Below are 24,498 nucleotides of genomic sequence, written 5' to 3' on the forward strand. Positions count from 1 at the left end.
TCGCGGTCGGGCACGCGCTGCACACCACCCGGGCGCTGTTCGAGCACCGGGCCGTCGTGCACGCGGACCCCGCCGACCTGCCGGCCGCCTTGGACCGCCTCGCCGCCGGGGAGACCGGCCGGGGCGTCACAACGGGCCGGGCGGCCGGCGCCGCCAGGGTCGCGCTGCTGTTCTCCGGGCAAGGGGCGCAGCGGCCCGGGATGGGGCGCGAGCTGCACGCCGCGTTCCCGGTCTTCGCCGCCGCCCTCGACGAGCTGTGCGACCTGCTCGACCCCCACCTGCCCCGGCCGCTGCGGTCGGTGATGTGGGCGGCCGAGGGCACGCCGGAGGCGGCGCTGCTGGACCGCACCGAGTACACCCAGCCGGCCCTGTTCGCCTTCGAGGTGGCCATGTACGACCTGCTGCACGCGCACGGGGTGCGGCCCGGTCACCTGATCGGGCACTCGGTCGGCGAGCTCGCCGCCGCCTGCGCCGCCGGGGTCCTGTCCCGCGCCGACGCGGCCCGGCTCGTCGCGGCGCGGGGCCGCCTGATGGGGGCGCTGCCGGCCGGCGGCGGGATGCTGTCGGTGCGGGCCGGCCTGGACGTGGTCGCCCCGCTGGTGGCCGCGTTCCCGGGCCGGGCCGACGTGGCCGCGGTGAACGGGCCGCAGGCGACCGTGGTGTCCGGCGACGACGACGCGGTGGCCGCGATCGGCGCCCGGCTCGCCGCGCTGGGGCACCGCACCCGCCCGCTGCGCACCAGCCACGCGTTCCACTCCCCGCTGCTGGAGCCGATGCTGGCCGCGTTCCGGGCGGTCGCCGAGTCCCTCAGCTGGCACGAGCCGGCGATCCCGATCGTCTCCAACGTCACCGGGGCGCTCGCCGGACCGGGCGAGCTCACCGACCCGGAGTACTGGGTCCGGCACGCCCGCGGCACCGTGCGCTTCTGCGACGGGGTACGGGCCCTGCCCGCGCTCGGCGTCACCGCGCTGATCGAGGCCGGGCCGGACACCAGCATGACCGGGCTGGCCCGGGAGTGCCTGCCGGACGGCGACGGCACGCTGCTGATGGCGGTCCGCCGGGCCCGGCAGCCGGAGCCGGCCGGATACCTGGCCGCGCTCGCGGCCGCGCACGTGCACGGCGCCGCCGTCGACTGGACGGACCTGCACGCCGGGCACGGCGGCGGGCACGTGGCGCTGCCGCTGTACCCGTTCCAGAACCAGCGGTTCTGGCTCGACGCGCCCGCCGCGGACGCCACGGATGACCGGGGCGAACGGCCGGGGCATCCGCTCGTCGACGCGCTCGTGGAGCTCGACGACGGCGCCCTGCTGTACACCGGGCGGATGTCGCTGCGCGGGCAGCCGTGGGTGTACGACCACGTCGTCTTCGACGAGATCGTGGTGCCCGGGACCACGTGGGTGGAGCTGGCCGCCTGGGCCGGGCGGGAGCTCGGCTGCCCGGTCGTGGCCGAGTTCACCCACGAGTCGCCGCTGCTGCTCACCCCGGACCGGGTGGTCGACCTGCAGCTGCGGGTCGGCGCGCCGGACGGCGCGGGACGGCGGACGCTTGCGCTGCGCTGCCGGGCCCGCGACGGGGCGGCCCGCAAGGACTGGGTGGCGCTCGGCCGGGGCGCGTTGGCCGCCGGGGAGCCGGTCACCGGTCCCGGGCCCGACGACCTGGCCGCCTGGCCGCCGGCCGGTGCGGCACCGCTGGACGCGGACCGCTTCTACGACCGCCACGACGAGCTCGGCTTCTACCACTGGGGCGCGTCGTTCCGGTCGCTGCGGCGGGCGTGGCGGCGCGGCGAGGAGCTGTTCGCCGAGGTGCGCTACCCCGACCGCTGCGACTTCGGCGGCTACGACCTGCACCCGGCGTTCTTCGACGCGACGATGCACGCGCTCGGCCTCGACCGCATCAGCGAGGACCTCACCGGGCTGCTCGCCGACCGCGGCGACAGCACCGAACGGCCCAGGATCCCGTTCGGCTGGCGCGGCGTGCGCCTGCACGGGCGCGGCACCCGGTCGCTGCGGGTGCGGCTGACCCCGTCGGCGGAGGGCACCCGGATCGCCGTCGCCGACGAGGCGGGGCGGCTGGTCGCGACCGTCGACGCGGTGGCGATGCTGCCGGTGTCGATGCAGCAGCTGAAGGCGTCGCTGACCGCGCCGCGGCACGACGCGCTGTTCCACCTCGACTGGTCGCCGCTGCCAATCGGCGACACCGCGCCGGACCCGGGGCGCTACGCCGTCGCCGGGGCCGACGCGGCGGCGGTGGCCGCCGCGGCCGGGCTGCCGCCCGCGGCCGCGCACCCGGACCTGTCCACTGTGGCCGGTGCCGAGGCGGTGCTGGTGCCGTGGTGGGACGGCCGGGACCTGCCGGCGCTGCTGGAGACCGTGCAGCGGTGGCTGGCCACGCCGGGCACCGGCCCGACCCGCCTGGTGCTGCTGACCCGCGGGGCAATGGCGGCCGCACCCGGCGACACCGTCGCCGACCCGGCGGCGGCCGCGCCGTGGGGGCTGCTGCGCTCCGCGCAGACCGAGCACCCGGACCGGTTCGTGCTGTGCGACCTCGACGACCAGCCGGCGTCCCTCGCCGCGCTGCCGGCCGTCCTCGCCGCCGCGGCCGCGCAGGGCGAGCCGCAGCTGGCGGTCCGCGCCGGGCAGGCGCTGCGCCCCGCCGTGGTGCGGGTGCCGGCGAGCGCGAACACCGGCCCGGAACAGCCCCTCGACCCGGCCGGGACGGTCCTGGTCACCGGCGGCACCGGTACCCTCGGCGGGCTCGTCGCCCGGCACCTGGTGACCGCGCACGGCGCCCGGCACCTGGCGCTGGTGTCGCGCGGCGGCACCGCACCGGCGGGGCTGGTCGAGGAGCTCACCGGGCTCGGCGCGACGGTGCGGGTGCACGCGTGCGACATCGGCGACCGGGACCAGGTCGCGGCGCTGCTGGCCGGGATCGGCCCGGACCTGACCGCGGTCGTGCACGCCGCCGGGCTCCTCGACGACGCCGTCATCACCCAGCTCACCGGCGAGCAGCTGGCGCGGGTGCTGCGGCCCAAGGTCGACGGGGCGCGGCACCTGCACGAACTGACCCGCGACCTGCCGCTGCGCAGCTTCGTGCTGTTCTCCGCGGCGGCAGGGGTGCTCGGCGGGCCCGGACAGGCCAACTACGCGGCCGCCAACGCCTACCTCGACGCCCTCGCCTGGCACCGGCAGGGACTCGGGCTGCCGGCGACGTCCCTGGCCTGGGGGCTGTGGGCGCAGCGCAGCGGCGTCACCGGCCACCTCGGCGCCGCCGACCTGCAACGCATCGCACGGTCCGGGATGCGCGGGCTGAGCACCGCGGAGGCGCTCGAGCTGTTCGACATCGGGGTCGCGACCGGGTCGGCGGCGCTGCTGCCGGCCGCGCTGGACCCGGCCGCGATCCGGGGCGCCGGCACCGTGCCGGCGATCCTGCGCCGGCTCGCCCGGACCGCCGCCGCGCCCACGGCACCGGCACCGGCGGCAGAGGCGCAGGACGAGGCGCGCTTCGCCGACCGGGTCGCCGCGCTGCCCGCCGCGAACCGGCACCGGGCGCTGGTCGACCTGGTGACCACGCACGTGGCCACCGTCACCGACCACCCCGCGCACACCGTGGACGTGCAGCGGCCGTTCCGGGAGCTCGGCTTCGACTCCCTGATGGCCCTGGAGCTGCGCAACCGTCTCGTGCAGATCACCGGGCTGCCGCTGCCGTCGACCCTCGTGTTCGACCACCCCACGGCCGCGCTGCTGGCTCAGGAGCTCAACGGGCTCCTCGCTCCCGCGACCGCCGCCGAAAGCCCCGCAGCGGCCCCTACAGCGGCCCCTATGCACGCCTCCCCCACCGCCCCCGCCGAGGATCGGGACGGGGCGGGAATCGAGCTGATGGACGCCGACGAGCTGGTCCGGCTCGCCCTCGGCTGACCCGTGAGCAGGGGCGGCTAGGGGTACCTGCGCCGGCCGCCCCTTCTTACGTTGTGTACGGGAGCGAAAAGCGTCTCCCGGACCGCATGACGGAGGAACGCATGAGGTACGAGATTCTCGGGCCCCTGTGCATCATCGACCGGGGACGTCGCACGGGTGTCGGCAGCCGCAAGGTGCAGACACTGCTCAGTACGCTGCTGGCCCGCGCGGACCAGCTGGTCACCAGGGAGCAGCTCATCACCGAGATCTGGGGTGAGCACCCGCCCCGGCGGGCCATGGCCGGCCTGCACGTGTACGTCTCGCAGCTGCGCAAGACCCTGGCCGCGCCGGGTGCCGACGGCGGTGGCCCGGACGGCCCGGCCGGCGGGCCCGTGGTGACCCGCGCGGCCGGATACGTGCTGGACGTCAGCGCCGACGAGGTCGACGCGCAGCAGTTCACCCGCCTCGCCGAGCAGGGCCGCCAGCAGCTGCGGGAGCACCGCCCGGAGACGGCGCGGGGCACCCTGCAGGCGGCGCTGGACCTGTGGCGCGGGCCGATCCTGGACAACCTGAGCCCGGGACCGATCCTCGACGGGTACCTCACCTCGCTCGTCGAGACCCGGCTGGAGTGCCAGGAACTGCTCGTGGAGGCGATGCTGCAGCTCGGCCGGCACCGCGAGCTCATCGCGCCGTTGCAGGGGCTGACCGCCGGTCACCCGTTGCGGGAGGCCTTCTACCGGCAGCTGATGCTCGCCCTGTACCGTTCCGAGCGCGCGGGGGACGCATTGCAGGTGTTCCAGGTCGCGCGGCGGGTGCTGCGCGACGAGCTGGGCCTGGAGCCCTGCTGGGCGCTCCAGGACCTCCAGCGGGCCATCCTCGCCGCCGACCGGGTGCTGGACTGTGCCGTCCTCGAGGTCGCGGCGTAGGCCGCGATCCTGGTCATCCCAACGTTCATCCGCCGTTGCAGTCCCGGCCGGCATCACGGCTCCGCCCCGCCGCGGAGCCCCCGGTGCCGGCGCCAAGAAGATACGGAAGTTCGTCATGCCGGACTCCAGCACGCCGCCCGCTGGCCGCCAGCTCTACCTACCGGAGCTGCCCCGCCTGATCCCGGTCGCCTACCACGCCAACGCCGTGCAGCTCGAAACGGCGTCCAACAACTGGGTGCGCCGCTTCCTCGGCGACTGTTTCGCCGCGGAGGAGGAACTGCTGCGCTTCCTGCGCCAGCGCAACGGGTTGTACGGCCCGCTGACGGTGCCCGACGCCGAGGCCGAACGGGCGTTGTGCGTCTCCGACTGGTATCAGCTGGTCAACGCGATCGAGGCGATCGGCGCGGGGGCCCTGCTCGGTGGTGTGGTGGCCGGGGTGAAGGACGGCGGCACCGCGGGGCAGCCGGAGTCGGCGTACCTCAGCGCGGCGCGGGACCTGTTCGGCCGGATCGTCGTCGGGCTGTCGCTGGCCCAGCGGGAACGCCTGGACGCGGGGCTGGCCGCCCTGCACGCCGAGGTCGTCTCGCCCGTGCCCGCGCTGCCCCCGGCCGAGGCACCGGACCTGGACACCTGCCTGCAGCGCCGGTCCGCCCGGATGCGGTACCGCGTCCTCGGGCTGCTGACCGAGTTCGCCGCGGCGGTCGACATGACCCCGTTCATCGACACACCCACGTTCGTCGACCTGCACGCGCACGCCTGCCGACAGATGATCATCGTGTCGGACCTGCTGTCGTACCGCACCGCGCAGCGCAAGGCCGCGCCGATGAACGCGGTGCGGCTGCTCAACGAACGCGACGGCATGCCGTTGCAGGACGCCGTCGACCGGCTCTGCGAGCTGGTCGAGCAGCACGAGCGCGCCTACATCGGCGCGCGCAGCCGGATCCTCGCCAGCCCGCTCGGCAACCATCCCGACATGCGGGTGTACCTCGTCGGCCTGGACCAGCTCGTCGCCGGCAGCCAGGAGTTCGCCTACCTCACCCCCCGCCACTTCGGTGACGGCGCGGTGTGGGACGGCACCCGCTCCGGCTGGTACAGCGTCGACGAGCCGGTGACCCGGCTGCACGGCTCCGACGACCACACCTGACGGCCGGAGACCCGACGGCCCGTGCCGACACGGGCCGCGCCTCCGGCTGGGCACCACACCCTGTCGCCTTTCCGGAGGAGGAGCACCATGACCACGTACCCCATCGAGCCCCTGCCGCGCCTCGCGGCCCTGGACGGGCTGCTGGCCGCGCCGGCCGGGCGGGTGCCCGAGCGCCTGCGCGGCCTCGCCGCCGAGCTCGGCATCACCGAGCCCGCCGCGGACCCGGACGCCGCCGAGCACGCCGTCCCGGCGCTGATCGCCGCGCTGCGCACCACGACCGGCCCGCGCGGCGCGGCCGTCGCGCTCCTGCTGGGGTTGCTCGCCGAGGTCCCGGGCGAACGCGTCCGCGCGGCCGTCCACCGTGGACTGCCGGACTACCTCGACGCGCTCGCCGTGCGCGCCGCCCGGGCCGAGCTGCTCGCGCTGACCTTCCTGCTGGCGCACTTCCCGGAGGACCGCGGGGCGATCCTGGCCGCCACGGCCGGGCTGCCGCTGCCGGCCGGCGACCACGAGCGGCTCCACCGCTGCCTGGCTCCCCTCGACCCGCAGGACCCGGAGCTGACCCGGATCTGGCCGGACCCGACGCACTGGCGCGCCTTGCCGGCCGCCGACCGCGAGTTCGACCGGGCCTGGATGGCGCAGGCACCCGCCGAGCAGGTGCGCATGGCGTATCACCTCGACACCCGCTCGCTGCTCGCCTACAGCGGCGCCAAGGCCCTGTGGGCCGCCGAGCACGGCGGGGAGGAGCCCACCCGGCCCGACCCGGACCTGCGGCTGCCCGCCGCGGCCGCGCCGGACGGCGCACCCGCGTACGTCGCGCACCTGGCCGGGCTGCGCTGCCCGACCTGCGCCGGCGGGCTCGTCGTCGACGCGGGGGCGGTTGCGTGCGCCGGCTGCGGCACGGTGTTCCCGGCCGACGGCGGGACGGTCGACCTGTCCCTCGGCGCCGGCGACCCGCACGAGCCGATGACGAAGAACGTGCCGCTGTGCTACAGCGAGATCCGTTCGGCGTTCCTGCGCTGGAAGGGCACCAACTGGGGCGGCGCGGTGAGCGTCGAGGACGAGGACGAGTACCTGCGCGGGTTCGTGCGGCCGGTCGACGGCCCGATCCTGGACCTCGCCGCCGGCACCGGCCGCTGGACCGCCGTCATCGCCGAGACGTTCGGCGCCGAACGGGTGTTGGCGCTGGACCTGTCCGCGGCGATGCTGCGCCAGGTGCGGGCCGGCCTGCCGGGCGTGGCGACCGTGCGCGGCAGCGCCCTGGCCCTGCCGTTCCACGACGCGTCGCTCGGCGCGGTCAACTGCTGGAACGCGCTGCAGTCCCTGCCGGACCAGGCCGCGGCGATCGCGGAGGTGGGCCGGTGCCTGCGGCCGGGCGGCACGTTCACGTTCATGACGTTCCGGCCGTCGACCGACCCGCTGTACCGCGTCCTGCAGACCGCGCCGTTCGGCGTCATCCCCGTTGCCCTGTCCGCACCGGAAGACCTGCGGACGTGGCTCTCGGCGGCCGGGATGCGCGTCGTGCACCAGTGGACCCCGGGTTCGTTCGTCTTCGTGACCGCGACCCGCGACCAGATCGGTTAGGGGCCGCTAGGGGTTCGGCCCCGAACGACCGCTCCATACCTTGATGAACGCCACAGTGTCCACATAGGAACGGGGTACCCACCCATGTCCAGCACGTTATCGCGGCGCACGGTGCTCGCCGGTGCCGCCGCCACCGCCACCGCCGCGGCCGGCGTCGCCGGCGTCGCCGACCCGGCCGCCGCCGACACCATCAGCAGCCCGTCCTGCCAGGCTCCCGCCCCGCCGTCGGTCGTCGTGCCGCCGAGCGACGGGCGCTACGGCGACCTGGTGCGCAACTGGAACGGCCGGTTCACCGGCAGCCCCGACTACGTCCAGGTCGTCAACACCACCGGCCAGGTCGAGCAGGCCGTGCAGGCCGCCGTGCGGGCCCGCAAGCAGCTCGCCGTGCGCAGCGGCGGGCACTGCGTCGAGGGGTTCGTCACCGACCCCAGCGTCAAGGCGCAGATCGACATGTCCGGGATGAACGACATCTCGTTCGACCCGCGGTACAACGCCTTCTCCATCCAGCCCGGCGCCACGCTGCGCGACGTGTTCAAGCGGCTGTACACCGAATGGGGCGTGACCGTGCCGGGCGGCTCCTGCCCGTCCGTCGGCGTCGGCGGCCACTTCGCCGGCGGCGGCTTCGGCGCGCTGGCCCGCCGCAACGGCATCGTCCCGGACCACATGTACGGCGTCGAGGTCGTCACCGTCACCGCGTCGGGCAAGGTGAAGACGGTGCTCGCCACCCGCGAGCGCGACGACCCGAACCGCGAGCTGTTCTGGGGCTACACCGGTGGCGGCGGCGGCAACTTCGGCGTCGTCACCCGCTACCTGATGCGCAGCTGGAACGCGACCGGCAACGACCCGACCCGGCTGCTGCCGGCCCCGCCCAAGGCGAGCCGCACCATCAACTACATCTTCCCCTGGCCGGCCCTGCCGGAGCCCGCGTTCATCCAGCTGCTCACCAACTACATGGCGTGGTACCTGCGCAACAGCGCACCCGACTCGCCCTACACCGGCCTGAGCGCCTCGCTGATCGCCCCGCACGTGAACACCTACCCGTTCCTGCTGATGACCGTCGTGGTCGACCCGACCGAACCCAACAGCGCCGACCTGGTCGCCGGGTTCAAGTCCGCGGTCATCGACCCCGTCGGCACCCCGGTCGTGCAGGAGGCCACGATGCCGTGGCTGATGGCCACGAACAAGGCCGGCTTCGCCGACACCGGCGACGCGGTCGGCCGCCGCAACAAGGCCAAGGGCGCCTACCTCAAGGGGCTGTACACCCCCGAGCAGCTGTCCACGACGTACCGCTACCTCACCGCGACCCCGGCCATCAAGGCGCCGCTCGCCGCGGTGATGTTCAACCCGTACGGCGGGCAGGCCAACGCCCTGCCGTCCGACGCGACGGCCGTCCCGCAGCGCGACTCGGTCCTGAAGGTCATGCACACCGTCCACTGGGACGGCGCGGCGCTGGACGGGCAGATGCTCGGCTGGCTGCGGGACTTCTACCGTGACGTGTACTCGGCCACGGGCGGGGTCCCGGTGCCCAACGCCGTCACCGACGGCTCGTTCATCAACTACGCGGACGTCGACCTGGCCGACCCGACCCTGAACACCTCGGGCGTGCCGTGGTCGACGCTCTACTACAAGGACGCCTACCCGCGCCTGCAGCGCGTGAAGGCCCGCTGGGACCCGACCGACACCTTCCGGCACGCCCTGTCCATCCGCCTGCCGTAACCCGCGCCCCACCCGCGCCCCACCCTCGACGCCGCTCGGCCACCCGGCCGGGCGGCGTCGGCGTGCGCGACGAGCACCGGCGGCTTGACGGCGATGGGGATAACCGTTAGACATAACAGCTAACGGTTAGAGGGGGGTACCGATGCAGCAGGAAGTCGTCCTCGCGATGCTGGCCAAGGAGCCCACGCACGGCTACCAGCTGCGCGCGAGGCTCCGCGACGCACTCGGCCCGCTCGGCGACGCGATGAACGCGGGGCAGGTCTACGTCACGCTGACCCGGCTGGAGAAGGCCGGCCTGGTAGCGGTCGAGACAGCCGCCGACGGCACCGACCGGTCGGATCGGAAGGTGTACACGCTCACCCCGACCGGCCAGCAGCGGGTCGCCGAGTGGATCGCCGAGGTGAGCTGGCCGAAACCCGACCTGGCGGAGTTCCATCTCAAGCTGATCGCCGCCGCGTCGGCCGGGCTGGCCGACCCGCTCGGCATCGTCGACACCCAGCGCCGCGAGCTGCTGCGGCGGCTGCGTGACGCCCAGCGCGCCGCCATGGCCGAACCGAACCATTCGAATGCGGCGCTGCTGCTGGAAGGCATCGTGCTCCGGCTCCAGGCGGACCTGCGATGGCTCGAGGCATGTGAGAAGAACTGGACCCAGCGAAGGAGCACTTCGTGAGCATGGCCGCCGGCACGCCGATCCTGCGCACCCGCGGGTTGCGCAAGGACTACGGCAAGGGGGAAGGGCTGGTGCGCGCCGTCGACGAGGTCGATCTCGACGTCGGCGCGGGAGAGACGGTGGCCATCATGGGCCCCAGCGGATGCGGGAAGTCGACCCTGCTGCACCTGCTCGGCGGGCTGGACCGGCCCTCGGGCGGCGAGGTGCTGCTGAACGACCGCCGCATCGACAACCTCGGCGAGAAGGCCCTGGCCCGGATCCGCAGGACCGACGTCAGCTACGTCTTCCAGTCCTTCCACCTGATGGAGGAGCTCACCGCCGTGGAGAACGTCGAGCTGCCGGCGCTGCTGGCCGGGCGCTCGCCGCGGGCCGCCAGACGGCGTGCGGAGCAGCTGCTGGATCAGCTCGGGCTGGCCGGCCGGTCCCGGTTCCTGCCCTCCGCGCTGTCCGGCGGCCAGCGGCAGCGGGTCGCGGTCGCCCGGGCGTTGAGCAACGAACCGCTGGTGGTGCTCGCCGACGAACCGACCGGAAACCTGGACAGCGCCGCCACCCTGGACGTGTTGCGGCTCTTCGAGGAGCTGCACGGATACGGGCAGACGCTGATCATCGTCACCCACGACGCTCGGATCGCGGCCACCGCGGACCGGATGTTCTCCATGCGCGACGGCGCGTTCGTCGACGAGACCCGGCTGACCGGCGGCACCACCGGCATGCTCGGCGCGCTCGCCGGGCTGGAGGACTGACCGCGATGGGCCGCATCGTCCTCGTGGTCCGCCTCGCGCTGCGCGACCTCCGGCGGCGCCGCACCGAGGCCGCGCTGCTGCTGATCGCCATCCTGGCGGCCACCACGACCCTGACGCTCGGACTCGTCGTGCGTGACGCGGCCGGCGACCCGTATGCGAGCACCCGGGCGGCGACCAGGGGACCCGACGTGGTCGCCGCCACCGGCGACTTCGCCGACCTCGCCGACCTGGAGAAGCTGGCCACCTCCTCCGGCGTCACCGGGCACAGCGGACCGTACCCTGTCGTCGCCGGCCGGCTCGAGGCGTCCGGCCGGGCGTCGGACGTGCAGGTCGAGGGGCGGGACACCACGACCGCCGCGGTCGATCAGCCCGAGGTGACGCAGGGCAACTGGGTCAGCGACGGCGGCGTGGTGCTCGAGGCCGCCTTCGCCAACTCGCTCGGCGTGGCCGTCGGTGACCCGGTCACCCTGGGCGGCAGGTCGTTCACGGTCGTCGGCCTGGCCGTCACCGCTGCCATGGCGCCCTACCCCGGGCTGTCCTGCATCGTCCCCGTCGGTTGCCTGCACGGCGCGATCCCGAAGGACCGCGAGCTGCCTCCTGGGCTGTTGCACAACCCAGGGCTGGTCTGGCTCACCCAGGCGGACGTGCGCAGCCTCGCCTCCGCGCAGGGCCGCATCTCGTACGTGATGAACCTGAAGCTCGCCGACGCCGACGCGGCCGAGGCGTTCGTCGAGGCGAACAGCGGCGCGTCCGGCGGCACCATGATGCCCATGCAGACCTGGCAGAGCATCCTCGCCGACGCCACCGAACTGGCCAAGGACTCCCAGATCCTGCTGCTGATCGGTGCCTGGCTGCTCGGCCTCCTTGCGGTGGCCAGCCTCTCGGTGCTGGTCGGCGGCCGGATGGCCGATCAGACCCGGCGGGTCGGCCTCCTCAAGGCGGTCGGCGGCACACCGAGCCTGGTCGCCGCCGTGCTGCTGGCGGAGTATCTCCTGGTGGCCGTCGCCGCCGCGGCGGCCGGGCTGGCGATCGGGGCGCTGGCCGCTCCGCTGCTCACCGAGTCGAGCGCGGGGCTCATCGGCAGCGCGGGAACGCCGTCGTTGACCTGGTCCACGGTCGCCCTGGTGACCGCCGTGGCCCTCGGGGTCGCGGTCGTGGCGACCGCCGTCCCGGCCATGCGTGGCGCCCGCACCAGCACCGTCAGCGCGCTGGCCGACGCGGCCCGCCCACCCCGCCGCACCGGCTGGCTGATCGCGCTGTCCGCGCGGCTGCCCGTCCCGCTGCTGCTCGCCCTGCGGGTCGCCGGCCGCCGGCCACGGCGGGTGGTGCTAGCCGTGGCCAGCATCGCGGTGACCGTCGGCGGCATCTACGTCCTGCTGGTGCTCAACACCTTCCTCAGCGAACAGGCGGGCCTCCGCGCATACAGCGAAGGTCAGGTGACGGTGCTGCGGCACGTGCTGCTCGTCTGGACGGTCATCCTGCTCTGCCTGGCGGCGGTCAACGCCATCGTGATCACCTGGGCGACGGTGCTCGACAACCGGCACGCGTCGGCGCTGGCCCGCGCCCTCGGCGCCACCCCGCAGGAGCTGACCGTCGCCCTGGCGGCCGCGCAGGTGCTGCCCGCCCTCCTCGGCGCCGTCCTGGGCGTCTTCCCGGGCGGCTACCTGCTGTTCGCGACCATCATCGCGATCACCGACGGCGACGACGACAAGGCCACGCTTCCGGCGCCCTGGCAGCTGGTCACCCTCATCCTGGCCACCGTCCTGGCGGTGGCGGCGCTCACCGCCGTTCCCGCCCACCTCGGCGGCCGCCGTCCAGTGACCGAGACCCTCTGAAGCCCGACCGGCAAGGCGAGGGGCGGTCCGCGTCAGCGGGCCGCCCCTCGCGGGTTGCGTGGGTCAGCGGACCGGTGGGGGGAACAGCCCGTTGTTCACGCAGTGGGTGAGGTACATGGGGACCAGCTCGGCGATCGTCGGGCAGTGGATGCCGGCCGGCTCCAGCAGCGACCTGGTGTAGGTGGCGTCGGGCGGGCAGCTGTGCTCGTAGTGCTCCGGGCCCCAGGTCTCGATGCCGTATTTGATCATCTCGATGGTCTGGCTGTCGTACGGGTCGTCGGAGCCGGCCGAGCGGAAGAGGCGCTCGACGGCCATGCGGTGGAACTCGCGGACCGGCACGGCGCGCACGTCGTAGCCGAACGCCTGCACGTGCTCGAAGATCTCGTTGAGCCCGCGGATGTCGGGGTTCGTCAGGTGGTACGTCTCGCGGTACGACGCGCGGCGCAGCCCCAGCTCGACGATGCCGCCGCTGACGTAGTCCACCGGCGTGATGTCCCAGTGGTTGGCGGTGACGGCCGAGATCCCGGTGTCCACGACGGTCTTGAGCAGGTCGTAGTAGACGCCCTTCACGTTCACCTCGCCGAACGGGTACCGGCCGGTCACCGAGTCGCCCATGATGTTGCCGGGGCGCACGATCGTCCACATGAGACCGTCGTCGGAGGCGGCGCGGACCAGCTTCTCCGCGTGGTACTTCGTCTCCTGGTAGGGCAGGTGGTCGTATTCCTGGCCGAGCTCCAGGTCGAACTCCGTGAACGGGCGGTTGTCGCCCAGCAGCCAGTCGCCGAGGGCGCTGAAGCTGGACACGTAGACGAGGTGCCGGTGCTGGGTCCGCAGCGCGAAGTCGATCATCCGCTGGGTGCCGTCGACGTTGATCGGCGCGAGGGAGTCGTAGAACGACACCAGGGTGGTGCGGGCGGCGGCGTGGATCGTGACGTCCACGTCGGCGGCCAGCTCGGCCAGTGCCGCCTCGTCCAGGCCGAACCGGTCGAGGGTCACGTCACCGAGCACCGGCGTCACCCGCCGGCGCAGCTCCGCGCGCAGCGCGCCCTCCTCGTCGTACACGGCGAGCAGGCGGCCGATCCGCTCGAGCGCCGCCTCCGGGGAGTCGGCCCGCACCAGGCACCGGATCCGCGCGTCGGTCTTGGACAGCAGGTCGTGCAGGAGCCGCGCGCCGAGCACGCCGGTCACGCCGGACATCAGGATCGAGTCGAACGGCAGCGGCGCCGGCAGGGCCACCGGTTCGACGTCGCGCGCGGGCTCGGCGAGGATCCTGCCGAGCCGGCCGGTCGGGCCGGTGCCGGGCCCGGTGCCGGCCAGCACGCCGCTGTCGACGAGGTGATCGGTGAGGCCCCGGATGGTGGTGTAGTCGTCGATGACGGTGCCGGGGATGCGCACGCCGTAGACCTTCATCAGCCGGTTCAGCATCCGCACCGACACGACCGAGTCGAAACCGAAGTCGACGAAGTCGGCGTCGGGGTCGAGCTCGCCGGCCGGCAGCTTCGTCAGCTCCGCGAAGATCCCGGTGATCTGGCTGCCGAGCTTGGCCCGGAACTCCTCGTGCGCGCCGGCCGCGGCGACCACCGGCGCCGGGTCCGCGGCGGGCGCTGGGACCGCACTGGGTGCCGGGACCGAGACCCGCTGGTACTCCTCCGGCACGATCCAGTGCCGTTCGGGTGCGAACGGGTACGTCGGCAGGCTCACCACCCGGCCGGCCGGGACCACCGCGAGGCGCTCCCAGCCGATCGTCCAGCCCTGCGTCCACAGCTCCCCGAGCCGCCGCAGGTCACCGCCGGCCCGCACACCCGCCAGGTAGTCGCGGTCGGCGTCGCTCTCCCCCGCCGGGTGGTCCTGGTACGCGGGGACGGCGCCGCTCACGACGAGCCGGTCGGGGCGTCCGGCGGCGAAGGCCTCGAGGCGGTCGGCCAGCTCCGCGGTCGACGACGCGACGGTCGCCAGCCGGTGCTCGAACGGCTCCCGGCCGACCATCAGCGTCCAGGCGACGTCGTCCAGCGCCACGTCCGAGCCCTGCGCCGAGCGCAGGAACCGGGCCAGGCCGGCGGCGTGCGCGGCGAGCCGGTCGGCCTTGCGCGCCGACAGCACCACCAGCCGCGGGCCGGGAGCGCCGGCGGGCGCGGCGGGCTTCCCGCGGTACTCCTCGATGATGACGTGCCCGTTGGCGCCGCCGGCGCCGAAGGAGCTGACCGCCGCCAGCCGCGGCGGGCCGTCCGTGCGCGCCGGCCAGGGGGTCGCCTCGGTCGCGACCGTGAACGGGCTGCCGGCGAAGTCGATGTTCGGGTTCGCCGGCTCGGCGTGCGGCGACGGCGGGATCGTGCCGTGCCGCAGCTGCAGGAGGGTCTTGACGATGCCGGTCACGCCGGCCGCCGCCTCCAGGTGCCCGACGCTCGCCTTGGCCGAGCCGATCACGCAGAACCCGCGGTCGCCGGTGTGCTCGCGGAACGCCTTCGTCAGCGCCGTGATCTCGATCGGGTCGCCCAGCGACGTGCCGGTGCCGTGCGCCTCCACATAGGACAGTTCGCGGGGGTCGACCCCGGCCTGTCGCAGCGCCTCGCCGACGAGGCCGGCCTGGGCGTTCGGGCTGGGCACGTTGAAGCCGTTGGTGCGGCCGCCGTGGTTGACGGTGCTGCCCCGGATGATCCCGTAGATCCGGTCGCCGTCCTCCTCGGCGTCGGCGAGCGGCTTGAGGACCAGCGCCGCGACGCCCTCGCTGGGGACGTACCCGTCGCCGCCGGCGCCGAACGCCCGGCACCGGCCGTCGGTCGACGCCCACCGGCCGTGGCCGAGGAGCAGGAACTTGCCCGGGTGGACGGTGACGTTCACGCCGCCCGCGATCGCGTATCCGCACTCGCCGCGGCGCAGGCTCTCCACCGCCAGGTGCACCGCGGTCATCGACGCCGAGCAGGCGGTGTCGACGGCCATGCTCGGTCCGTTGAGGCCGAGGTGGTACGACACCCGGTTGGCCACCGCCCAGTAGCCGACGATCGGCATGCCGACGAGCAGCTGGTAGTCGCCGTACGTCACCCCGGCGAAGACCCCGGCGTCCTTGGTGCCGCGGCGCGCGGCCGTCGACCGGATGCGCGCCGGGGTGTAGCCGGCGTCCTCGACCGCGGACCAGGCGGCCTGCAGGAACAGCCGCTGCTGCGGGTCCATGCCCTCCGCCTCCTTGGGCGGGATCTGGAAGAACCGCGCGTCGAACTCGTCGACGCCGTCGATGAACCCGCCCCACCGGGCGTACGTGGTGCCGGGCTCGTCCGGGTCGTCGCTGAGGTACTGGGCGTGGTCCCACCGGTCGGCCGGCACTTCGACGATGCAGTCCCGGCCGTCGAGCAGGTTGCGCCAGAACTCGTCGTTGTCGCGGGCCATCGGGTACCGGCCGGCCATGCCGATGACGGCGATGTCGCCGGTGCGGGGCCGCTCGCCGCCCGTGCTCCGGGGCCGCGCCGCCGGTTCGGCCGGGGCCTGCACTTGCGGCGCCGGGACGGTCCGGGGTGCGGTGAGCTCGCGGAGCCGGTCCGGGTACGTGCCGGCGAGGTGCGCGGCGAGCTCGGCGATCGACTGGTACTCGAAGAACAGGGTCGCCGACACCGCCCCGAACGCGTCCTCCAGGTGCTGGTTGAGCTGGGTGATGAGGACGGATTCGATGCCGTACTCCGACAGGGGTGCCCGGACCCGGATGCGGTCCATCGGCAGGCGGGCCTCGGTGGCCAGCAGCTGCTTCAGGTAGTCCTGGGCCAGTTCCACCAGGTCCGGCTCCCCCGCCGGGGGCGTGCCGCCGGCGAGCGCGGCGCGGACCGGCCCGACGGCGAACGCCGCGAGGGACATGCCCGCCGGGAACGACCCGTCGCCGAGCCGCACGCCGAGGGCGTCGTTGATCCGCCCGACCAGCCGCGCCCGGCCGCCGGTGTCGAGGCCGGCCGCGGCGGCCGGCACCCGGATGTCCACATCGGACGGGTCGACGCCGAGCTCGGCGGCGGCGGCACCGATGACGGCCGCCGCAAACCGTCCACTGTCGACGGTGTCGACGCCCGGGTCCACCGTGGCGGCCGGCACGGCAACGACCTCGGGGGCGGCCGGCGCCGGCGCTGCCGGGACTGGTGGATCCGCCTGCGGCGCGGCCGGTGACGCGCTGCCGCCATCCGGTTCGCGGCCGGCGCCGCCGGGTCCGCCGGATCCGCCGGTCGGGCCGTCGGGGGCCGCGCCCGGACCGCTGGCGGCGCCGTCGGGGCCGTCGTCGGGGAGCCAGCAGCGGTCGGTGTCGAAGGAGTAGCCGGGCAGGTGCAGGCGGCGGCCCGTGCCCTTCGGGTACATGCGGCTCGGGTCCAGGGTGCCGCCGGCGGCCCAGGCCCGGCCCGCCTCGTGCGGGTCGCCGCCGGGCTCCGGGGCGACGACGGGGCCGGCCGGCGCGTCCGGGTCGACGTGGCCGAGATGGACGCCGGCCGGGTGGCCGCCCGCGGCGAGCCGGGCCAGCCGGGCCCGCAGCTGCTCGACGGAGCCGGCCACGACCGCGGCGCGGTGCTCGAACGGCATCCGGCCGGTCTGCATCGTCGCGGCCACGCCGTGCAGCGCCGCGTCCGGCAGCCCGGCCAGGGCCCGCTCCAGGTCCGCGGCGCCCCGGCGCAGGGCGGCATCGCTGCGGGCGGACAGCGGCACGAGTGCCTCGCGGGCCGGTGCCGGCGTGGCCGGGCGGCGCTCGTCGTGCCCGGCGACGACGAGGTGGGCGTTGGTGCCGCTGAACCCGAACGAGCTGATCGCGGCCAGCCGCCGGTGGGCCGGCCACGGCAGCAGGTCGGTGTTGACGTAGAACGGCGACTCGGCGAGGCCGGTGAGCTGGTTGGCCTCGGTGAAGTTCAGCGACGGCGGGATGTATCCCTCGCGCATCGCGAGCAGGACCTTGATCAGGCCGGCGACGCCCGCGGCGTGCGAGCTGTGGCCGATGTTCGTCTTGATCGAGCCGATCGGGATGCTGCGGCGGGTGTCGGTGTACCGGCGGAACGCACCCGTGAGCGCCTCGATCTCGATCGGGTCGCCGAGCCGGGTGCCGGTGCCGTGGGTCTCGACGTAGCCGATGTCGGCCGGATCGATGCCGAAGCGGTCGTACACCCCGGCCTCCAGTTCGCGCTGCGACCGGGCGCTCGGGGCGGTGATGCCGTTGGTGCGCCCGTCCTGGTTGACCCCGGCGGCCTTGATGACGCCGTGGATCGGGTCGCCGTCGGCGAGCGCCTTCGCGAGGGGCTTGAGCAGGACCACGCCGGCGCCCTCGGCCATCACGAACCCGTCGGCGGTGGCGTCGAACGCCCGGCACTGCCCGGTCGGCGACAGCATCCCCAGCGACGAGGTGAGCAGCAGGTGGTCGAGAGTGCTGTAGACGGCGACACCGCCGGCGAGCGCGAGGTCGCAGTCGCCGGCCGCGATGCTGCGGCAGGCCTGGTGGATCGCGACCAGCGACGACGAGCACGCGGTGTCGAAGCTCATGCACGGCCCGGTGAGGTCGAGGTGGTACGCGACCCGGGCCGGCAGGATCGACGGGGCGTTGCCGGTGAAGACGTGCGGGACGCCGCCGAGGCCGCGGTCGCGGATCAGGGTGACGTAGTCCGACGGCGGGGAGCCGGCGAACACGCCGCAGCGGGTCCGGGCCAGCTGCCGGGGGTCGAGGCCGGCGTCCTCGACGGCCCGCCACGCCTCCTGCAGGAACAGCCGCTGCTGCGGGTCCATGTAGTCGGCCTCGGCCGGGACGATGTTGAAGAACGCCGGGTCGAACAGGTCGACGTCGTCGAGGTAGCCGCCCCACCGGGTGTAGGTGCGGCCGGGGCGCGGCGGCCACGGCGCGTACACCGCGTCGATGTCGAAGCGGCCCGCCGGCACCTCGCCGATGCTGATCTCACCGGCCACCAGGTTCTGCCAGAGCGCCCTGGTGTCGCGGGCGCCGGGGTAGCGGCCGGCCATGCCGATGACGGCGATGTCGAGGGTACGGCTCGGCTCGGTCCGTGCGGTGCCCACAAGCGGGACCGGAGCCGGCCGCGGCTGCGGCTCGACGGCAGGAGCGGGAGCGGCAGGAGCGGCGGGCGGTGCGACCACCGGCGGTGCGGCCACGGGCGGTGCGGCCACGGGCGGTGCGGCCACGGCGGAGACGACCCGGGCGCCGATGGAGGCAAAGTGGGCGGCGAGGCGGCGGACGCTCGGGTGGTCGAAGACCACGGTCGGCTTGACCGTCACCCCGAGCGCCGCGTTCAGCCGCTCGACCAGTTTGACGGCCAGGATCGAGTCCACGCCGTACTCGGCGAACGACATCGTCGGGCGGACCTCGGCCGTACCCACGCCGAGCCCATCGGCGATGATGGCCGCGACGACCGGTTCCAGGGTCTCGGCCGGCACCTCCGGCAGCGGCGCAGGGACCTCCGGCTCGGCCGGTGCGGCTGGGGCGGCCGGCAGCGCGGGCCGCGCGACCGGGGCGCCGGAGTTGGCCGCGACGATGACCCGGAACGACGGGTCGGCGTCGGCGGTGAGTCCGGGGCCGTAGCCGGTGAAGTCGCGGTAGCCGGTGCGCCGGGTCGCCTCCCGCCACTGCTCGACCGACAGCAGCGGCGAGTTCGGCAGCCGCCGCCGCGGGTCGGTGTAGCGGTGCCAGCCGTCGAGCATGCCGATCGACAGGGTGAGGATGTCGATGTCGGCGACCGGCTCACCGAGGACCAGCAGGCCGGTCGGTGCGAGCAGCCGCCGCAGCAGCGACAGCGACTCGTCGACGTCGGCGACCGCGTGCAGGGCGCTGGCGGCGAAGACCGCGTCGAACCCGCCCTCGGCGAAGCCCTGCTCGACCGGGTCACGCTCGGCGTCGAGGACCTTGAAGCGCACGAAGGGGTAGGTGCCGCCGAAGGTGCGGCGGCCGTGCGCGACGAAGCTCCCGCCGACGTCCGTGTAGTGGTATTCGACCTCCGCGTCGCGGGCGGCGACGGCGGCCAGCACCGCGTGGGAGGTGCTGCCGGTGCCGGCGCCGACCTCGAGGATGCGCACCGGGCGGCGCCCGGCGCGGGCCCGCACGTCGACCAGGGTGCCGATGAGCCGGGCCAGTTCCTCGCTGTAGAAGTCGTACGCGGGGCTGCCGCGGTACACGCCGGCCATCAGGTCGACGCCGGAGCCGGGGAACAGCACCTCGGTGACCGGGATCTCGCCGCGCAGCGTGTGCGGGTACGCCTGCACACAGGTGTCCAGCAGCCGCACGAACGGGTACGCCTCCGGGTAACCCTCCAGGATCTCGCCGCGCAGCACCGCGAGGTCGTCGTCGACGGCGGCGAGGCGCACGACGTCGCCCTCCCGTTCGACGTGCCCGTGCCGTTCCAGGACGGCGAGGCAGGCGTCGAAGAAGCGGAAGAACTCCGGGCGGATCCCGAGCCGTTCGCGGACCTCCTCGACGGTGCCGCCCTCGGCCGGGAAGCCCAGCCCGCTCAGCTTCCGCGCGGCGGAGGCGGACGCGTACCGGCCCAGCAGCGGGTAGGCCGCCTCCAGTTCGACGTCCAGGTGCGGGGTGCCGGCCTCGTACGCGTCGGTGATCGCGGAGATCGAGCTGGCGTCGGCGGGCTCGTCCAGCCAGTACCGGGTCCGCTGCAGCGGATAGCCGGGGACCGGGACGCGGCGGGCCGGGCCGCCGTTGAGGACCGCCCAGTCGGGGCGCCCGCCGACCGTCCACAGCCTGGCCGTGCCGTCGAGGTCGCCGGCGGCGTAGTGCCGGCCGAGCAGGTCCGCGCGGCCGGGTTCGCGGTCGGCCTCACCGGCGGCGGTCCCGCGGTGCACGGCCGTCGGCTCGCCGGCGAGGTACCGCTCCAGGGCCGTGGCCGCCTCCTCGGGCGTCGCCGCGACGAGGGCCAGCCGCACCTCCAGGGCGGGCCGGCCGACCTGCAGGGTGCGGGCGACGTCGCGGAACCGGCCCGGGTCGGCGCCGCGCAGGAACGCGGCGATCCGCCCGGCGTAGGCGCGCAGCCGCTCCTCGGTGCGGGCCGACAGGACCAGCACCTCCGGCTCGGCCGGCGGCACCGGCAGCGGCGGGGCGACGTACTCCTCGATGACGACGTGGGCGTTGGCGCCGCCGGCCCCGAAGGAGCTGATGCCGGCCCGGCGGCGGCCGCCGGCCTCGGTCGCGGGGCGCGGCCACGGCTGGGCGTCCTGCGGCACCCGCAGCCGCGCGGCCGAGAAGTCAATCTCCGGGTTGAGCCGGTCGGAGTGCAGCGACGGCGCGATCGTGCCGTGCCGCATCTGCAGCAGGACCTTGGTGACCGCGGCGACGCCGGCCGCGGCCTCGAGGTGGCCGATGTTCGACTTGACCGAGCCGAGCAGGCACGGGTCGCTGCGGCCGGCGAGGGCCCGGTTGAGCCCGGCGACCTCGACCGGGTCGCCGAGGGCGGTGCCGGTGCCGTGCGCCTCGACGTAGCCGATGGTGCCCGGGTCGACCTGGGCCTCGCCGAGCGCCCGGCTGATCGCCTCGCCCTGCGCGACCGGGTTGGGCACGGTGAGCCCGGCGGCCCGCCCGCCGTGGTTGACGGCCATGCCGAGGATGACGCCGTGGATGGTGTCGCCGTCCTCCTCGGCCTTCGCGAGGGGCTTGAGCAGCAGCGCGCCGACGCCTTCGCCGGGCACGTAGCCGTCGCCGCCCTCGCCGAAGGAGCGGCACCGGCCATCGGACGCGGCCATGTTCAGGGTGCGCAGCAGCAGGAACTTGTCGGGGTGCAGCAGCAGGTTGACCCCGCCGGCGATGGCGGCGTCGCACTCCCCCTCGGCGATGCTGCGGCAGGCCAGGTGCAGCGCGGTCAGCGACGACGAGCAGGCGGTGTCCACGGCCATGCTGGGGCCGGCGAAGTCGAAGAAGTACGAGACGCGGTTCGCCACGGAGGAGGCCATCGACGGCACCGACATCGGGGTGCCCCGCCGGGTCGCGTCGACGCCGAGGAGCCGGTAGTCGGCCCACATGGCGCCGACGAAGACGCCGACCCGGTTGTGCGGGGCGCGGAAGTCGTCGGGCTGGTAGCCGGCGTGCTCGACGGCGGCGTACGCGGCCTCCAGGAACAGCCGCTCCTGCGGGTCGAGGGTGGCCGCGGTGCTGGGTGGGATCCGGAAGAACAGCGGGTCGAACTTGTCGACGTCGGCGATGAATCCGCCGTACCGCGGCAGCGACAGTTCCCCGGTCGGGTAGTCCTCGGCCCGCCAGCGCTCGGCTGGCACCTCCGTGATCGCGTCGTGGCCGGCGAGCAGGTTGCCCCAGAACGCGTCGAGGTCCCCGGCGCCGGGGTAGCGGCCGGCGACGCCGACGATGGCGACGTCCAGGGGCCGCCGCTCGGGCCGGGGCGGCCGCGGCGCGCGGCGCGGCGCGGTCTGCGCCGGTGCCTCCGTGGGCGTCGGCCGCTCGGTGGTGGCCGCCGCGCGGACCGCGTGGACGCCTTCGAGGCGGACGGCGAGGTGCCCGTCGGCGTCGTAGAGGGCGATGTCGGCATCGAGGGCGTCGTCGCCGGCCGGGCGGATCCGCGCGACGAGGTGGATGAGCCCGTCCAGGCGGCGCGGCGCGCGGACCAGGCGGATCGAGCGCGGCCGGTACGGTGCGGTGCCGTCCGCGGTGGCCAGCCCGAACGCGGCGATCAGGGCCGCCTCCAGCAGCGCCGGGTGGGCGAGGAAGTCGCCGGACCGGTCGGCCGCCGCCGGGCTGGGGGTGAGTTGCGCGACGACGTCGTCGCCGGCCAGCCCGACCCAGCCGCGGGCCCGCAGGAACTCGCCGTGGCGCAGGCCGGAGCGTTCGGCCCGGGCGTACAGCTCGGCGAGGTCGACGGCGGTCGCCGCGGCCCGGCCGTGGGCGGCGACGTCGAGCGGCGACCCGGACGGCTCGGCGCCGGCCCACCGCACCAGGCAGTCGAGGACCGGTTCGCCCTCGTCGGCGGCGGCGACCGGGCTCGCGTCGGCGTGGACGCGGGTCGCGGCGCCGTCGGCGGTGGCGCGGTACACCAGCCGCCGGGGCCGGCCGTCGGCGAAGCTGACCGGGCCCGGGAACGTGAGCGCGGACAGTTCCACGCCGTCGGGGTCCAGGCCGCGCCGCGCGGCCGCGCGCAGAAGTACGTCGACGTGGCTGAGCTCGGGCAGCTGCGCCACGCCGTGCAGGTGGTGCCCGGCGACGAGGGCGTCGTCGGGGCCGGCCAGGAGTTGGAAGTCGCCGAGTGCGGCCTCGCTGAGCACATCCGTCATGACAGGGGCTCCAACTGAAGTAGCGGCTGGTGGTGGAGGATGGTGCGGACTTCCTGCTCCTGCGCGGGGCGCAGTCTGGTGGTGAGGTAGCCGGCCAGGACGGCCGGGGTCGGGCACTCGAACACGAGCGTGGTCGGCAGGCGCAGCCCGGTGGCGGCGCCGAGCCGGTTGCGCAGCTCGACCGCCATCAGCGAGTTGAAGCCGCTCTCCAGGAACGGGCCGTCGGGGTCGACGTCGGTGGCCAGGTCGTGGCCGAGGACCAGGGCGGCCTCGGCTCGGACGAGGGCGAGGACGGCCGGTTCGCGGTCGGCGGCCGGCAGCGCGGCGAGCCGCGCACCGAGGTCCTCGGCCGGTTCCGCGGCGGCCGTGCCCTCGACGCGCTGGGTGCTCAGCAGTCCGGCGAGCATCGGCGGCACCGTGTCGGCGGCGTCGGCGAGGTGTACCGGCACCAGCACGGCCGTTGCGCTGCGCTGCGCGGCGTCGAACAGGCGCAGCGCCCGGTCGGTGCGCAGCGGCCGCAGCCCGGTCCGTTCGATGCGGCGCAGCTGCCGCTCGCCGAGCCGGTCCGCCATCCCGTCCCCGGTCGCCCACGGCCCCCAGGCGAGGGACTGGGCGGGCAGCCCGGCGGCGCGGCGCCGTTCGGCGAGCGCGTCGAGGAACGCGTTCGCGGCGGCGTAGTTGCCCTGCCCGGCGTTGCCGAGGATGCCGGACGCCGAGCTGTACAGCACGAAGGCGGACAGCGGCAGGTCCCGGGTCAGTTCGTGCAGGTGCTGCGCGCCGTCCACTTTGGACCGCAGGACCCCGGCGATGCGCTGCGGGGTGAGGTCGGCGACGAGCGCGTCGTCGAGGACCCCGGCGGCGTGCACGACCGCCGTCAGAGGGTGCCGGGACGGGATCCGCGCCAGCAGCGCGGCCACCTGGTCGCGGTCGGCGACGTCGCACGCCACGACCGTGACCGCCGCCCCGGCCGCGTTGAGCTCGTCGAGGCCGGTCGGGTCGCCGCGGCGGCCGGCGAGCAGCAGGTGCCGCACGCCGTGCTCGGCGACGAGGTGCGCGGCGAGCGCCCGGCCGAGCGAGCCGGTGCCGCCGGTGACGAGGACCGTCCCGTCGGGGTCGAACGGGGCCGGCGCCGCGGTGGCGGCCGGGTCGAGACGGGCCAGCTGCGGGGTGAGGCCGGCGGCGCCGCGGATCGCCAGCTGCTCCGCGCCGCCGCCGAGGAGCGCGGGCAGGGCGCGGCGGGCGGCCGGTGAGCCGTCGGTGTCGACGAGGACGAACCGGCCCGGATGTTCGGCCTGGGCGGCGCGGACGAGCCCCCACACGGCGGCGAGGGCCGGGTCGACGTCGTCGCCGGGGGCGGCGGCCATCGCGCCGGTCGTCACCACGGCGAGCCGGGCGGCGGCGAAGCGTTCCGTGGCCAGCCAGTCGTGCAGCAGCGCCGCGGCGGCCGTGACCGCGCGGTGGGTGTCGGCGACCGGGTCGGCGCCGGTGACCCAGGCGGCGGCGCCCACCAGGACGACGGGCGGCACGACCGGGCCGACGCGGGTCAGCTCGGCGTACGTGTCGACCTCGCCGTCGCCGAGCGGCAGGGCCAACGCCGGGTCGGGGCGGCCGGCGACGGCCAGGTGCCGCGGGGGTTCGCCGGTCGGGGCGGCGGTCCAGACGCGCCGCAGCAGGGTGCCGCTCGCGGCCGGGTCGAGGGGGGGCGGGGCGCGGCCGCCGGCCGGCCAAGCGCGGCAGCCGGCGCCCGGGCCGCC

General features: G+C 75.2%; 10 protein-coding genes. 8 read left to right on the forward strand and 2 right to left on the reverse strand.

Annotation, left to right across the window (positions count from 1 at the left end; all coding sequences use genetic code 11):
* From AB0K00_RS56110 to AB0K00_RS56145, 8 genes are all read left to right on the forward strand, one after another.
* A partial coding sequence (locus AB0K00_RS56110; RefSeq protein ID WP_363539615.1) for a type I polyketide synthase occupies window positions 1–3,914 on the forward strand: 3,914 nt, incomplete at its 5' end.
* A gap of 101 nt (window positions 3,915–4,015) precedes the next feature.
* Window positions 4,016–4,819, forward strand: coding sequence for an AfsR/SARP family transcriptional regulator (locus AB0K00_RS56115; protein WP_363539617.1), 804 nt, complete (start codon window positions 4,016–4,018; stop codon window positions 4,817–4,819).
* 115 nt (window positions 4,820–4,934) lie between these two features.
* Window positions 4,935–5,963: a hypothetical protein gene (locus AB0K00_RS56120; protein ID WP_363539619.1), complete on the forward strand. Its 1,029-nt coding sequence runs from the start codon at window positions 4,935–4,937 to the stop codon at window positions 5,961–5,963.
* 87 nt (window positions 5,964–6,050) lie between these two features.
* The gene (locus tag AB0K00_RS56125; RefSeq protein WP_363539621.1) at window positions 6,051–7,547 is read left to right on the forward strand and encodes a class I SAM-dependent methyltransferase; all 1,497 of its coding nucleotides are present in this window, start codon (window positions 6,051–6,053) and stop codon (window positions 7,545–7,547) included.
* 84 nt (window positions 7,548–7,631) lie between these two features.
* Window positions 7,632–9,263: an FAD-binding protein gene (locus AB0K00_RS56130; RefSeq protein ID WP_363539623.1), complete on the forward strand. Its 1,632-nt coding sequence runs from the start codon at window positions 7,632–7,634 to the stop codon at window positions 9,261–9,263.
* A gap of 142 nt (window positions 9,264–9,405) precedes the next feature.
* Window positions 9,406–9,933 carry a PadR family transcriptional regulator gene (locus tag AB0K00_RS56135; protein WP_363539625.1) on the forward strand — a complete coding sequence of 176 codons (528 nt, stop codon included), beginning with the start codon at window positions 9,406–9,408 and terminating at the stop codon, window positions 9,931–9,933.
* Window positions 9,934–9,935: 2 nt separating this feature from the next.
* Entirely contained in the window at window positions 9,936–10,676 is a 741-nt protein-coding gene (locus tag AB0K00_RS56140; protein WP_363539633.1) for an ABC transporter ATP-binding protein, read from the forward strand.
* 5 nt (window positions 10,677–10,681) lie between these two features.
* Entirely contained in the window at window positions 10,682–12,511 is a 1,830-nt protein-coding gene (locus tag AB0K00_RS56145; protein WP_363539627.1) for an FtsX-like permease family protein, read from the forward strand.
* A 63-nt stretch (window positions 12,512–12,574) separates the two neighbouring features.
* On the opposite strand, the gene AB0K00_RS56150 is transcribed toward AB0K00_RS56145, so the two are convergent.
* Both AB0K00_RS56150 and AB0K00_RS56155 read right to left on the reverse strand, forming a co-directional pair.
* Complete coding sequence (locus AB0K00_RS56150; protein ID WP_363539629.1) at window positions 12,575–22,744, reverse strand: beta-ketoacyl synthase N-terminal-like domain-containing protein; 10,170 nt, start codon at window positions 22,742–22,744, stop codon at window positions 12,575–12,577.
* The coding region (locus AB0K00_RS56155; protein WP_363539631.1) for a beta-ketoacyl reductase at window positions 22,741–24,498 on the reverse strand (1,758 nt) is incomplete at its 5' end. The genes AB0K00_RS56150 and AB0K00_RS56155, both read right to left, overlap by 4 nt.

This window comes from Dactylosporangium sp. NPDC049525 (assembly GCF_040676755.1).
In the GTDB taxonomy this organism is placed as follows: Bacteria; Actinomycetota; Actinomycetes; order Mycobacteriales; family Micromonosporaceae; genus Dactylosporangium.

Coding starts and splice junctions, on each gene's coding strand:
- AB0K00_RS56115 (WP_363539617.1), top strand. CDS start 4,016: ATGAGGTACGAGATTCTCGGGCCCCTGTGCATCATCGACCGGGGACGT.
- AB0K00_RS56120 (WP_363539619.1), top strand. CDS start 4,935: ATGCCGGACTCCAGCACGCCGCCCGCTGGCCGCCAGCTCTACCTACCG.
- AB0K00_RS56125 (WP_363539621.1), top strand. CDS start 6,051: ATGACCACGTACCCCATCGAGCCCCTGCCGCGCCTCGCGGCCCTGGAC.
- AB0K00_RS56130 (WP_363539623.1), top strand. CDS start 7,632: ATGTCCAGCACGTTATCGCGGCGCACGGTGCTCGCCGGTGCCGCCGCC.
- AB0K00_RS56135 (WP_363539625.1), top strand. CDS start 9,406: ATGCAGCAGGAAGTCGTCCTCGCGATGCTGGCCAAGGAGCCCACGCAC.
- AB0K00_RS56140 (WP_363539633.1), top strand. CDS start 9,936: ATGGCCGCCGGCACGCCGATCCTGCGCACCCGCGGGTTGCGCAAGGAC.
- AB0K00_RS56145 (WP_363539627.1), top strand. CDS start 10,682: ATGGGCCGCATCGTCCTCGTGGTCCGCCTCGCGCTGCGCGACCTCCGG.
- AB0K00_RS56150 (WP_363539629.1), bottom strand. CDS start 22,744: ATGACGGATGTGCTCAGCGAGGCCGCACTCGGCGACTTCCAACTCCTG.